The organism is Burkholderia cenocepacia, from assembly GCF_014211915.1.
GTDB lineage: Bacteria > Pseudomonadota > Gammaproteobacteria > Burkholderiales > Burkholderiaceae > Burkholderia > Burkholderia orbicola.
Map to the genome: position 1 here is coordinate 2,489,301 of NZ_CP060039.1, position 13,334 is coordinate 2,502,634.

A 13,334-nucleotide genomic window follows, 5' to 3' on the forward strand; every position below is an offset into this window, starting at 1 on the left:
CAGAATCCTGCTGCGGTCACGTGGTCACGCGGTCGCGAGCCACGCGACCCGCCGGCAGGCATCGCCCGCCAGGTCGGCCGCGTCGAACGGGAACTCGATGCCGCGCGGCGCGTGCTGCGGCAGCGCCGCGAGCACGCCGGTCACGAGCGGATCGTTCGGCGCCGGCGCAACGGCGAAACGACGCGCGCCCTCGCCTTCGATGGTCTTGCAATGAATGTATTCCACGTGCGGCGCGAGCACCTGCGCGCAGTCGAGCGGCGCTTCACCGCGCCACTGCCAGTTGCCGATGTCGAAGGTCATCCCGAGCGCATCGGGCAGGCCGGCATCGGCGAGCGCGTCGAACAGCCCGCGGAACTGCGCGAACGCGCCGCCGATCTCGGGCTGGCCGTTCTCGACCACCACGCGAGCCCGCGCCCCGCGCGACAGCGCGACGATCTCGGCCGCATGCGCGTCGCCGGCGAAGCCGCCGAGCTGGAATTTCACGAAGCGCGCGCCGAGCGCGTCGGCTTGCGCGAGTGCGTCGCGCAAGGCGTCGACGTCGAGCGCACCCGTTTGGGTATACAGCGAGTCGGGGGTCGAATAGACCGACCACAGTCCGTGGCCGGCGATCTGCGCACCGAGCGCGGCCAGCGCGCCGGGCGCCGTATCGTCGTCCGACGCGAACAGTTCGCGCCGCACCTCGAAACCGGTCGCGCCGGATGCCGCCACGGTCGCGATGAATGCACTGTGGCCCTCTTGGCGCACCCGGTCCATCCCGAATGCGCTCGCCACGATCACGATGTCTGCCATGTTGCCCTTTTTCACCGGAATGGAACCGGTTCCATTTGCTTGAGACGGATGGTGCGCTTCGCTTCGGACCCACGCCATAGAGGAAATCCCTAAGGCCCGGTTGTCCCATGAATACGCGTCCGCCAGCGCGCAACGCGCGTTCCCGGCACGGTGTCGGCGCCTATGCGAGGTCCTGCGCGAGACTCATTTCGAGGAATTGCGCGGCGACCCGCGACGGCGCGCCGCCATGCGGCACGAGAATCGAGAAATGCCGCGTGAGCGGCGCGGGCGCCAGCGAGCGCGGCACGAGCGCCGCATCCTCGTGACGCAGCGACATCGCGGACACGAACCCGACACCCATCCCCGCGCGCACGGCCTCCTTCACCGCCTCGACCCCCGCGATCTCGAACGCGACACGCATCGGCGCGCCGCCATGCGCGAACGCGCGTTCGACGAGCTGCCGCACCGCGGAGCCCGCCTCGCGCAGCACGAGCGGATGCGCGGCCAGCGCGTCGAGCGTCACGCCCGCGTCGTAGCCGGGCGCCGCGAGCGGATGGCCGGCCGGCACGATCGCGACGATCTCGTCCTCGTGCCACGCGTGCACGGCCGTGCCCGGCGGCAGCGCCTCGCCGGGCGGCCCTTCGATCAGCGCGATGTCGAGCGACGGCAGCGCCGCGACCACGTCGGCCGTATTGCCGCTCATCGTCTGGATCGACACGCGCGGCGCGTGCGGCTGGAACGCCGCGATCAGGTACGGCAGCAGGTAGCTCGCGGGCGTCGTGCTCGCGCCGATGCGCAGCGTGCCGGCTTCCAGCCCGCGCACCGCGTCGCGAAACGCACGCGCCTGCGCGAACGTGTCGCGCTGCGCCTTCGCGTATTGCGCGAGCTGTTCGCCGACCGGCGTCAGGCGGATGCCGCGGCCGTCGCGCTGGTACAGCGACTCGCCGAACTCATCCTGCAGCAGCCGCAACTGGCCCGACACGGCCGGCTGCGACAGATGCAGCGCCACGGCGGCGCGGCTGATGTTCAGATGCTCGGCGACGGCGGCGAACGTTATCAGTTGATCCGGGGTCATGGGTATGAATTATCGGCTTTCCGGATAGTTTATGTCACAAATCACAATTTTTCATATCGATATAACGAAATTAGGATTACACCATCGCCACACGCTCCATCACGGTGCTCCATGTCCACTGCTCCGACTCCCCCTCTCAGCCACGCCGCGCCGTCGATGCGCGGCCAGTTGAACGGCGTGCTGTTCGTCGCGCTATTCGCCGCCGCCGTCACGAGCCTGTCCGAGCTTCCCGCGATCGCGGGGCTCGGCCTGTCGCCGCTGATCGTCGGCATCGTCGCCGGCGCGCTGTACGGCAACGCACTGCGCGACGGCATGCCGGCCAGCTGGGCGGCCGGCGTCAATTTCTCCGCCCGCAAGCTGCTGCGCATCGCGGTCGCGTTCTTCGGCTTGCGCGTGAGCCTGCAGGAGATCGCGCAGGTCGGGCTGCCGGGCCTCGCGGTGTCGGTACTGATCGTCGTCAGCACGCTCGCGATCGGCACCTGGGTCGGCATGAAGCTGATGAAGCTCGACCGCGACGCCGCGCTGCTGACCGCCGCCGGCAGCGCGATCTGCGGCGCGGCCGCGGTGCTCGCGTTCGAGTCGACGCTGCAGTCGAAGCCGCACCAGAGCGCGATGGCGGTGGGCAGCGTCGTGCTGTTCGGCACGCTGTCGATGTTCCTGTATCCGCTCGCCTACCACGCCGGGCTGCTGAACCTCGATCCGGCCGGCCTCGGCCTGTTCTTCGGCGGCACGATCCACGAAGTCGCGCAGGTGGTCGGCGCGGCGAGCGACATCAGCCCGGAGGTCGTGCACGTCGCGACGATCGTGAAGATGACGCGCGTGATGCTGCTGGTGCCCGTGCTGCTCGCGCTCGGCTGGTGGCTCGCCCGTTCGTCCCGTTCCGCGCGCGCGGCTCACGACACGGCCGGCGGCACGCAACGCCAGCGCAAGGTGGCGGTGCCCTGGTTCGCGCTCGGCTTCCTCGGCTTCGTGATCGTCAATTCGCTGAACGTATTGCCCGCGGACGTCACGCATACGCTGAACGTGCTCGACACCTTCGCGCTGACGATGGCCATGACCGCACTCGGCATCGAGACGCGCGTCGCGCAGATCCGCGCAGCCGGCCCGCGTGCACTGATGACCGGCCTGATCCTGAACGTGTGGCTGATCGCCGGCGGCTACGGGATCACCTGGGCCGTGCAGCACTGGCTTGGCTGAGCCGCACGTCCGCGACGGTTCGCGCGCCGCGCCCGACGGGAAGCCCCACGAGGCGGTCCCGCGGGCGCGGCGCAGTGCTATGCTTCGCGTCGTTTTCCATCGCCCCCTTTCAGCCGTGCTCTCGTTCCTGCTGAAGCTGCGCACTCGCGCCCGAACGCTGTTCCGCCTGTCGGACGCCCATACGATGCTGATCTGGTCGGCCATCGTCGGCGTCGGCGGCGCCTTTGCGACGATGGCGTTTCGCGAAGGCATCGACCTGATGCAGCGGTTGATCTCGGGGCACAGCGGCAGCTTCGTGCAGATGGCGAAGAGCCTGCCGTGGTACCTGCGGTTCTGGATGCCGGCCGCGGGCGGCTTCCTCGCCGGCTGCGTGCTGCTGCTCGCGACGCGCGGCGACAAGGAGGCCGCCAAGACCGACTACATGGAGTCGGTCGCGCTCGGCAACGGCGTCGTGCCGGTACGGCAGAGCCTGTGGCGCAGCGTGTCGTCGCTGCTGACGATCGGCAGCGGCGGCTCGATCGGCCGCGAAGGCCCGATGGTGCAGCTCGCGGCGCTCGCCGCGTCGCTCGTCGGCCGCTTCGCGCACTTCGACCCGCCGCGCCTGCGCCTGCTGGTCGCGTGCGGGGCGGCGGCCGGCATCACGTCCGCGTACAACGCGCCGATCGCCGGCGCCTTTTTCGTGTCGGAAATCGTGCTCGGCACGATCGCGATGGAGAGCTTCGGGCCGATGGTCGTCGCGTCGGTCGTCGCGAACATCGTGATGCGCGAATTCGCCGGCTATCGGCCGCCGTACGAGATGCCGGTGTTTCCGGCCGTGACCGGCGCCGAGGTGCTGCCGTTCGTCGTGCTCGGCGCGCTGTGCGGCGTGCTCGCGCCGCAGTTCCTGCACCTGCTCGACGCGTCGAAGACGCAGTTCAAGCGGCTGCCCGTGCCGTTGCCCGTGCGGCTCGCGCTCGGCGGCCTGGTCGTCGGCGTGATCTCGGTGTGGATTCCGGACGTGTGGGGCAACGGCTACAGCGTCGTGAACCACATCCTCCATGCGCCGTGGACCTGGCAGGCGCTCGTCGCGGTCCTCGTGTTCAAGGTAATCGCGACCGCCGCGACGGCCGGCTCGGGCGCGATCGGCGGCGTATTCACGCCGACGCTGTTCGTCGGCGCCGTGTTCGGCTCGCTGTTCGGGCTCGCGATGGACGCGCTGTGGCCCGGCCATACGTCCGCGTATTTCGCGTACGCGATCGTCGGGATGGGCGCGTTCATGGCGGGCGCCACGCAGGCGCCGCTGATGGCGATCCTGATGATCTTCGAGATGACGCTGAGCTATCAGGTCGTGCTGCCGCTGCTGGTGTCGTGCGTGTTCGCGTATTTCGTCGCGCGCGCGACCGGCACGACGTCGATGTACGAAATCACGCAGCACCACTACCAGGACGCGCAGGAGCGACAGCGGCTGCGTACCACGCAGATGCGCGAGCTGATCCAGCCCGCGCAGACGGTCGTGCCGCTCACCGCGAGCGTCGCCGACATGACGCGCGTGTTTCTCGAATATCCGGTGAAGTATCTGTACGTGACCGACGATGCCGGGCGCTTTCGCGGCGCGGTCGCGTTGAAGGACATCACGTCCGATTTGCTCGACAAGCGCGACACGACCGACAAGACGGCCGCGCACTACGCGCACACGCCGTTTCCGCTGCTCACGCCCGACATGCCGCTCGCGACCGCGCTCCAGCGCTTCATGGCATTCCAGGGCGAACGCCTGCCGGTGATCGAGAGCGAAGCCGAGCCGACGCTCGCGGGCGTGGTCTACAAGACGTCGCTGCTCGACGCGTACCGGCGGATGACCGGCGAACGCTGACGCGCGTCGCCGCTCCACTCGCACCGCCCGCGCTGGTCAGTCCGGCGCACGCCCCAGCACGACCCGCGCGAAGAACCCGCCAAGCACCGACTCGGCCACGTCGGCCGACACGTGCTGCGGATCGGCGGTGTAGTACGACTGCACGCCGTCGCACAGGCACATCAGCCCGAACGCGAGCGTATCGGCCGGCAGCAGCAGCGGCGTGCCAGAGCGCTCGGCGAAGCGCTGGATGAATTCGGCCATCTGCACGCGCTTGCCGTGCAGGAACTGGTTGAAGCGCACGCGGAACTTCGCGTCGCGCGCCGCCTGCAGCTTCGCCTCGCCCCACAGCAGCGAGTACTCGTCGTCGCGAAACAGCGTCCGGTAGTACGCGAGCGACATCGATTCCATCTGCTCGCGCGTGCCGCCCCCTTCGAAAATCGCGACGAAGTCGGCCTGCACCTCCTCGTGGTTGCGCTCCAGCAATTCCAGCAACAGGTCGGACTTGCTGCGGAAATTCGAGTAGAACGCGCCGCGCGTGTAGCCGGCGGCCGCCGCGATGTCCTCGACGCTCGCGGCCACATACCCTTTCTTCAGAAAAATGCGATGCGCGGCTTTCAGCAGACGTTCGCGCGTCTGGTCCCTGCTCTGCTCGCGAGTTAAGCGCTGTGGTTTCATGCCGCGCAGTCTAGCATCCCTTCCCTTTCAGATTCATCTTTGCATTCAGATACAGGTGTGTATTAGAATTCGCCACAGTTTCTGACGATGTCGTTCGTCTGTCCGTGTGCGCCGCTGCCGGCGCCGCTTGGGGCAAGCGCCTGCCGCGCTTGCCGGCTTCGTTCCGCTCCACCTCACCTGGGGGTTTCGTGAATCGCTCCGGTTCCCGCGCCGCGCTGCTGATCGGCGCCGCGCTCGTCCTTGCCGCCTGTCATCCGAAAGAATCCGCACCACCCGCCCCGCGCCCCGTCGTCGCGCTGCCCGCGCGGGCCGACACCGCCGCGGTCGCGCGCACGCTGCCCGGCGACATCCAGCCGCGCTATGCAACGCCGCTGTCGTTCCGCATCGCCGGCAAGATCATCGAGCGCAAGGTTCGGCTCGGCGACACGGTGAAAGTCGGCCAGGTCGTCGCGCTCCTCGATCCGTCCGACGTCGAGAAGAACGCCGCGAGTGCGCAGGCGCAATTCGATGCCGCGTCGCACAGCCTCGCGTTCGCGAAGCAACAGCTCGATCGCGATCGTGCGCAGGCCCGCGAAAACCTGATCGCGACCGCGCAGCTCGAACAGACCCAGAACAGCTACACGTCGGCGCTCGCGCAGCGCGACCAGGCGCAGCAGCAGCTCGCGCTCGCGAAGAACCAGCTGCGCTACGCGACGCTCGTCGCCGATCATGCGGGCACCATCACCGCCGAACAGGCCGATACCGGCCAGAACGTGTCGGCCGGCCAGCCGGTCTACCAGCTCGCGTGGTCGGGCGACGTCGACGTGGTCAGCGACGTGCCCGAGGCCGCGCTCGCGTCGCTCGCGCCCGGTCATGCGGCCACCGTCACGCTGCCGTCGCTGCCGGGCCGACAATTCGCCGCGAAGGTGCGCGAAATCGCGCCGGCCGCCGATCCGCAAAGCCGCACCTACCGCGTGAAGCTCACGCTCGGCACGCCCGATCCGGCGATCCGGCTCGGCATGACCGCGGACGTCGCGTTCGACGGCGCGCCGGCCGCCGGCGACGCGCAGCCGATCACGCTGCCCGCGACCGCGCTGTTCCACGACGGCCCGCATCCGGCCGTGTGGATCGTGCGCACCAAGGACGACACGCTCGAGTTGCGACGGGTCGACGTCGCGCGCTTCAACGAGCGCACCGTCACCGTCTCGCACGGGCTGCAGCCGGGCGAGCGCGTCGTGCTGCAGGGCGTGCATACGGTCAGCGCGGGCGAGAAGGTGCGCGCGATCGCGCCGCTGCACCCGGAGGACTTCGCATCGTGAGCGTCTCCCACGAAGAAGGCCGCTTCAACCTGTCCGCGTGGGCGCTGCGCCACCAGGCGCTGGTCGTCTACCTGATCGCGCTCGCGACGCTCGCGGGCATCCTCGCCTATACGCGGCTCGCGCAATCCGAAGACCCGCCGTTCACGTTCCGCGTGATGGTGATCCGCACCTTCTGGCCCGGCGCGAGCGCGCGACAGGTGCAGGAACAGGTGACCGACCGGATCGGCCGCAAGCTGCAGGAAACGCCGGCCATCGACTTCCTGCGCAGCTATTCGCGCCCCGGCGAATCGCTGATCTTCTTCACGATGAAGGATTCGGCGCCCGTGAAGGACGTGCCCGAAACCTGGTACCAGATCCGCAAGAAGGTGGGCGACATCGGCTATACGCTGCCGCCCGGCGTGCAGGGCCCGTTCTTCAACGACGAATTCGGCGACGTCTACACCAACATCTGGACGCTCGAGGGCGACGGCTTCACGCCCGCGCAACTGCACGACTACGCGGACCAGTTGCGCACCGTGCTGCTGCGCGTGCCGGGCGTCGGCAAGGTCGACTATTTCGGCGACCCCGACCAGCGGATCTTCATCGAGGTCAACAACGCGCAGCTCACGCGCCTCGGCATCTCGCCGCAGCAGCTCGGCCAGGCAATCAACGCGCAGAACGACATCTCGTCGGCCGGCGTGCTGACGACCGCCGACGATCGCGTGTTCGTGCGGCCGAGCGGCCAGTTCGACAACGTCGATGCGATCGCCAATACGCTGATCCGCATCAACGGCCGCACGTTCCGGCTCGGCGATCTCGCCACCGTGAAACGCGGCTACGACGATCCTCAAGTCACGCAGATGCGAACCAACGGCCATGCCGTGCTCGGCATCGGCGTGACGATGCAGCCGGGCGGCGACGTGATCCGGCTCGGCAAGGCGCTCGACGCCGAATCGAAGGACCTGCAGGCGCAACTGCCGGCCGGCCTCAAGCTGACGCTGGTGTCGAGCATGCCGCACGCGGTCTCGCATTCGGTCGACGACTTCCTCGAAGCCGTCGCCGAGGCGGTGGCGATCGTGCTGGTCGTGAGCCTCGTGTCGCTGGGGCTGCGCACCGGGATGGTCGTCGTGATCTCGATTCCGGTCGTGCTCGCGGTCACCGCGCTGTTCATGTACCTGTTCGACATCGGGCTGCACAAGGTGTCGCTCGGCACGCTCGTGCTCGCGCTCGGGCTGCTCGTCGACGACGCGATCATCGCGGTCGAGATGATGGCCGTGAAGCTCGAACAGGGCTACACCCGCGCGCGCGCCGCCGCGTTCGCGTACACCAGCACCGCGTTCCCGATGCTGACGGGCACGCTCGTCACGGTATCGGGCTTCCTGCCGATCGCGCTCGCGAAATCGAGCACCGGCGAATACACGCGCTCGATCTTCGAGGTGTCGGCGATCGCGCTGGTCGCGTCGTGGTTCGCGGCCGTCGTGCTGATCCCGCTGCTCGGCTTCCACCTGCTGCCCGAGCGCAAGCGGCACGCGCACGAGGCGCACCTGCCCGACGATCACGAGCACGACATCTACGACACGCGCTTCTACCGGCGGCTGCGCGGCTGGATCGACTGGTGCATCGAGCGGCGCTTCGTCGTGCTGCTGATCACGGGCGCCCTCTTCGTCGTCGCGATGATGGGCTTCTCGCTGGTGCCGCAGCAGTTCTTCCCGAGCTCCGACCGGCCCGAGCTGCTGGTCGACCTGCGGCTGCCCGAAGGCGCGTCGTTCGCGGCGACGCTGCGCGAGACCGAGCGTCTCGAGAAAGTGATCGCCAAGCGGCCCGAGATCGACCATGCGGTGAACTTCGTCGGCAGCGGCGCGCCGCGCTTCTACCTGCCGCTCGACCAGCAGCTGCAACTGCCGAACTTCGCGCAGTTCGTGATCACCGCGAAATCGGTCGAGGATCGCGAGAAACTCGCGACCTGGCTCGAAACCACGCTGCGCGACACGTTCCCGGCCGTGCGCTGGCGCCTGTCGCGGCTCGAGAACGGCCCGCCGGTCGGCTATCCGGTGCAGTTCCGCGTGAGCGGCGACAGCATCGCGACGGTCCGCTCGATCGCCGAGAAGGTCGCGGCGACGATGCGCGGCGATGCGCGCACGGTCAACGTGCAGTTCGACTGGGACGAGCCCGCCGAGCGCTCGGTGCGCTTCGAGCTCGACCAGAAGAAGGCGCGCGAGCTGAACGTCACGTCGCAGGACGTGTCGAGCTTCCTCGCGATGACGCTGTCCGGTACGACCGTCACGCAGTATCGCGAGCGCGACAAGCTGATCGCCGTCGACCTGCGCGCGCCGCGCGCCGACCGCGTCGATCCGGCCAAGCTCGCGGGCCTCGCGCTGCCGACGCCGAACGGCCCCGTGCCGCTCGGCTCGCTCGGCCGCTTCACGCCGACGCTCGAATACGGCGTCGTGTGGGAGCGCGACCGCCAGCCGACCATCACCGTGCAGTCGGACGTGCGCGCCGGCGCCCAGGGCATCGACGTCACGCATGCGGTCGACGCGAAGCTGAATGCGCTGCGCGCGCAGTTGCCGGTCGGCTATCAGATCAACATCGGCGGCTCGGTCGAGGAAAGCGCGAAGGCGCAGAAGTCGATCAACGCGCAGATGCCGCTGATGGCGATCGCCGTGTTCACGCTGCTGATGATCCAGCTCCAGAGCTTCTCGCGCGTGCTGATGGTCGTGCTGACCGCGCCGCTCGGGCTGATCGGCGTGGTCGCGACGCTGCTGCTGTTCGGCCAGCCGTTCGGTTTCGTCGCGATGCTCGGCGTGATCGCGATGTTCGGGATCATCATGCGCAACTCGGTGATCCTGGTCGACCAGATCGAGCAGGACATCGCGGCCGGCCACGGCCGTGTCGACGCGATCATCGGCGCGACCGTGCGGCGCTTCCGGCCGATCACGCTGACGGCCGCGGCCGCGGTGCTCGCGCTGATCCCGCTGCTGCGCTCGAACTTCTTCGGGCCGATGGCGACCGCGCTGATGGGCGGCATCACGAGCGCGACCGTGCTGACGCTGTTCTACCTGCCCGCGCTGTACGCGACGTGGTTCCGCGTGAAGCGCGACGAACGCGACCCGCAGGACGGCCCGCCGCCCGGCGGCACGCCTGCCGCGCCGTCGGGAGCCTGACCATGGATCGATCGATGACCCTGAAAACGAAAGCCGTGCGGGCGCTCACGGTGGCGAGCCTGGCCGGCCCGCTCGCGGGCTGCGCGTGGTTCGCGCCGAGCGGCGAGCCGCCCGCGATGCCGTCGCCCGCGCACTACGGCGCCGCGCCGCAAGTCGAGCAGACCGTGTCCGCGCACGGCGTCGCGCAGCAGTTCGAGGTCGGCGCGCAGCCGGTGCCGGACTGGTGGAAACAGTACCGTTCCGATGCGCTGAACGCGCTCGTCGACGAAGGGCTGCGCAACAGCCCGACGCTGAGCGCGGCGTCGCATTCGCTGGATGCCGCGCGCGAACAGTTGCGCGGTCAGATCGGCAGCTCGATGCTGCCGTCGATCGACGCGGGCGGCCAGGCCACGCGCCAGCGCGCGCTCGGCGTGCCGATTCCCGCGCTCGGCGCGCCGACGCTGCTGTACGACACGTTCGTCGGGCAACTGCAGGCGAGCTACACGGTCGACCTGTTCGGCGTGTCGCGCTTCGCGAACCGCGCGCTCGCGAAACGCGTCGACGTCAGCGCGTTCCAGCTCGAATCCGCGCGGCGCGCGCTGGCCGCGAACATCGTCACCGCATCGATCACCGTGTCGGTGCTCAATGCGCAGATCGACACGACCGAGCGGCTCGTCGCGCTCGCGAACGACCAGGCGCATGACGCGGAGCGCCGCCATGCGCTCGGTTCGGCCTCGCGCAGCGACGCGTTGAACGCCCGGCAAAGCGCCGACACGTTCGCCGCGAGCCTGCCCGCGCTACGCCAGCAGCGCGACTCGGCGCGTCACGCGCTCGCGGTGCTGGTCGGCCGCACGCCCGACCGGCCGCCGGCCGATCTCGCGCTCACCGATCTGCACCTGCCCGAGCAGGTGCCCGTCGTCGTGCCGTCGGACCTGCTGCAAAGCCGCCCCGACATCCAGGCCGCCGACGCGGGGCTGAAGGCCGCCGCCGCCGAAGTCGGCCTCGCGACCGCGCAGATGTTTCCGCAACTGTCGCTGTCGGCGGCGATGGGCAAAGGCGGCTTCAGCTGGCCGGCGATGCTGTCGGGCGCCGGCGCGATCTGGAACGTCGGCGCGTCGCTGAGCCAGCCGATCTTCCATGGCGGCGCGCTGCTCGCCCAGCGCCGCGCGGCGAAAGCGACCTACGAGGCCGCGGTCGACCAGTACAAGCAGGCGGTGCTCGGCGCGTTCCAGAACGTCGCCGATTCGCTCGCGGCGCTCGAGCACGACGCGGAGGCGCTCGATGCATCGTCGCGCGCCGCGCTGTCCGCACGGGGCGCGTACGACGACGCGGCCGCCCGCGTGCGGCTCGGTGCGTTGCCGCCGTCGGCGGCGCGCGCGAGCGAGCTGCAGTACCGCAATGCGCGGCTCGACGAGATTCGCGCGACCGGCGCACGGTTCGCGGATACCGCGCGGCTTTACCAGGCGATGGGCACGCCGCCGGCCGACACCGGCGACAAGTCCGTTAAAACCGGCCACGCGGCCGGCGACGGCACGGCCGGCACGCAAGCACGCGCCGCCACGCCCGACGCCGCCGTCCCTTCGGCGCAATAACCAGCCCCTTCGATCGGACGCGCGTACGGATTCCCGACACGCGCGTCCGATCGCCGATCTTCCGCTTGACCCTCACGTAGCGTAACGTTCGAGACTCCAGTGTGCGCACCGAACGGAGGAACGAATGCGGCTGAAAGTGGGAGACCTGGCGAAACGCAGCGGGCTGACCGTCCGCACGCTTCATCACTATCACGCAATCGGTCTGCTGACGCCTTCGGCGCGCGCCGACAACGGCTACCGGCTGTACGACCGCGACGACATCGCCCGGCTTCACCAGATCCAGGCCCTGCGTCGCTTCGGACTGTCGCTCGCCGAAATCGGCGATTACTTGAACCAGCCCGGTACCCCGCTCGTCGATCTCGTCGCGAAGCAGATCGCGTCGCTCGACCGCCAGCTCGCGCAAACCGCACAGCTGCGCGAGCGGCTCGCGAGCCTGCATGCGCAGCTCGCGGCGGGCACCGAGCCGGAACTGGCCGATTGGCTCACCACACTGGAGTTGATGACCGTGTACGACAAATATTTCTCCGAGGAAGAACTCGCGCGCCTGCCGATGTACCAGAAGAGCCAGGCGGGCGACGCGGAATGGACCGCGCTCGTTGCCGAAGTGCGCGCGCTGCACGAGGCGGGCGTGCCCGCCGAGGACGAGCGCGTCCGTGCGCTCGCCTCGCGCTGGATGGCGCAACTGGTGCGCGACACGAACAATGATCCGCGCCTGCTCGCGAAGCTGAACCTGATGCACGAGCACGAACCGTCGATGCAGTCGAAGATCGGCATTTCGACCGCGTTGCGCGACTATGTGCTGCGCGCTTCATCGGAAACGAAGATGCGGCTCTTCGAGAAGTATCTGGAGCCGGACGAGGTCCGCTTCATGCGGGCGCACTACGCCGAACGCGCGATGGAATGGCCGCAACTGATGGCCGACGTGCGCGACGCGATCGATGCGGGCGCGCAGCCCGATTCGCCGCAAGGCCGCGCGCTCGCGCAGCGCTGGCTCGAGCTGTTCTGCAGCTACGCGGGCCACGATCCGGCCACGCACGCGAAATTCCGCCACGCGCTGATGAACGAGCCGGCGCTGACGAAGGATTCGTGGACCGACGACACGCTGCTCGGTTTCGTGCGCGAAGCGATGGCGCAGTTGGCGCCGGCGCGTTGATCGCATGACGGGCGGGCGTCAGGCGGGGTTCCCGTGTGCCGCCCGTTTCACCATGGGCAGCCGGTATCGCGCGCACGACGGCCGGGCGCCCGCCTAGTCGTTGCGCAAGCTGACCGCGCGCCAGCGCTTCATCATGTGACGCAGAAACTCGGGCTGCGCCTTCAGATCTGCATTCGGCACGGGCGCCGCGCCGCCGTCGACGAACTTGCCGTTGACCATGACGGTTTCCTCGCCGCGCAGCACGTATTTGGTGCCCGCGTCGATCAGGAAGTACTTCACCTGATCGGCGCTCACGTCTCCCCGGCAACCGATCTTGTACGCGAACAGGAACTGCTTGCGGCCGTTGCCGAGCAGGTCGCGCATTTCGATCGACTTCGGCACGACGTCGAGAATCACGTCGACCGGGCAATCCTTCACGTAGTCGCGCACCGTCCAGTCGGGGTGGCCGTCGAGCGTCGCGGACACCTTGAGCTCGACGTCGTCGCCGGCCGCGGTTCTGGCGAGCGTCACCGCGTGTGCGCCGGCCGCATCGGTCCACGTGTAGTCGGCGGCGTGCGCCGGGCTGGCCAGCGCTGCGACTGCGAGCCACAGGCAACGCGAAAGGGCATGTCTTTTCATCGGTG

10 protein-coding genes are annotated in these 13,334 nt (G+C 69.1%); 6 read left to right on the forward strand and 4 right to left on the reverse strand.

The window, feature by feature from the left end; all coding sequences use genetic code 11:
- Positions 1-24 precede the first annotated feature (24 nt).
- On the reverse strand, positions 25-789 hold the full coding sequence (locus SY91_RS11850) for a sugar phosphate isomerase/epimerase family protein (protein ID WP_034174117.1): 765 nt from the start codon (positions 787-789) through the stop codon (positions 25-27).
- A 160-nt stretch (positions 790-949) separates the two neighbouring features.
- Positions 950-1,843 (reverse strand): LysR family transcriptional regulator, encoded by an 894-nt coding sequence (locus SY91_RS11855; RefSeq protein ID WP_006475961.1) that lies wholly within the window; start codon positions 1,841-1,843, stop codon positions 950-952.
- Between the two features lie 111 nt (positions 1,844-1,954).
- On the opposite strand from SY91_RS11855, the gene SY91_RS11860 reads away from it, so the two are divergent.
- Both SY91_RS11860 and SY91_RS11865 read left to right on the forward strand, forming a co-directional pair.
- Complete coding sequence (locus SY91_RS11860; protein WP_027814158.1) at positions 1,955-3,040, forward strand: YeiH family protein; 1,086 nt, start codon at positions 1,955-1,957, stop codon at positions 3,038-3,040.
- A gap of 115 nt (positions 3,041-3,155) precedes the next feature.
- Entirely contained in the window at positions 3,156-4,889 is a 1,734-nt protein-coding gene (locus SY91_RS11865) for a ClcB-like voltage-gated chloride channel protein (protein ID WP_034174115.1), read from the forward strand.
- 36 nt (positions 4,890-4,925) lie between these two features.
- Here SY91_RS11865 and SY91_RS11870 read toward each other — a convergent pair whose 3' ends face one another.
- Positions 4,926-5,546 (reverse strand): TetR/AcrR family transcriptional regulator, encoded by a 621-nt coding sequence (locus tag SY91_RS11870; RefSeq protein WP_006475958.1) that lies wholly within the window; start codon positions 5,544-5,546, stop codon positions 4,926-4,928.
- Between the two features lie 188 nt (positions 5,547-5,734).
- Between SY91_RS11870 and SY91_RS11875 the strand changes: the two genes are divergently transcribed.
- The 4 genes from SY91_RS11875 to SY91_RS11890 all read left to right on the forward strand — a co-directional run bounded on the left by SY91_RS11875 (position 5,735) and on the right by SY91_RS11890 (position 12,711).
- Complete coding sequence (locus tag SY91_RS11875) at positions 5,735-6,844, forward strand: efflux RND transporter periplasmic adaptor subunit (RefSeq protein ID WP_185920925.1); 1,110 nt, start codon at positions 5,735-5,737, stop codon at positions 6,842-6,844.
- Positions 6,841-9,987, forward strand: a complete 3,147-nt coding sequence (locus tag SY91_RS11880) for an efflux RND transporter permease subunit (protein ID WP_006475956.1) — start codon at positions 6,841-6,843, stop codon at positions 9,985-9,987. The genes SY91_RS11875 and SY91_RS11880 overlap by 4 nt, the downstream gene beginning before the upstream one ends.
- A gap of 2 nt (positions 9,988-9,989) precedes the next feature.
- Positions 9,990-11,558, forward strand: coding sequence for an efflux transporter outer membrane subunit (locus SY91_RS11885; protein ID WP_185920926.1), 1,569 nt, complete (start codon positions 9,990-9,992; stop codon positions 11,556-11,558).
- Positions 11,559-11,682: 124 nt separating this feature from the next.
- The gene (locus tag SY91_RS11890; RefSeq protein ID WP_006475954.1) at positions 11,683-12,711 is read left to right on the forward strand and encodes a MerR family transcriptional regulator; all 1,029 of its coding nucleotides are present in this window, start codon (positions 11,683-11,685) and stop codon (positions 12,709-12,711) included.
- Between the two features lie 93 nt (positions 12,712-12,804).
- Here SY91_RS11890 and SY91_RS11895 read toward each other — a convergent pair whose 3' ends face one another.
- Positions 12,805-13,329, reverse strand: a complete 525-nt coding sequence (locus SY91_RS11895) for a M949_RS01915 family surface polysaccharide biosynthesis protein (RefSeq protein WP_185920927.1) — start codon at positions 13,327-13,329, stop codon at positions 12,805-12,807.
- Between the last annotated feature and the right edge of the window lie 5 nt (positions 13,330-13,334).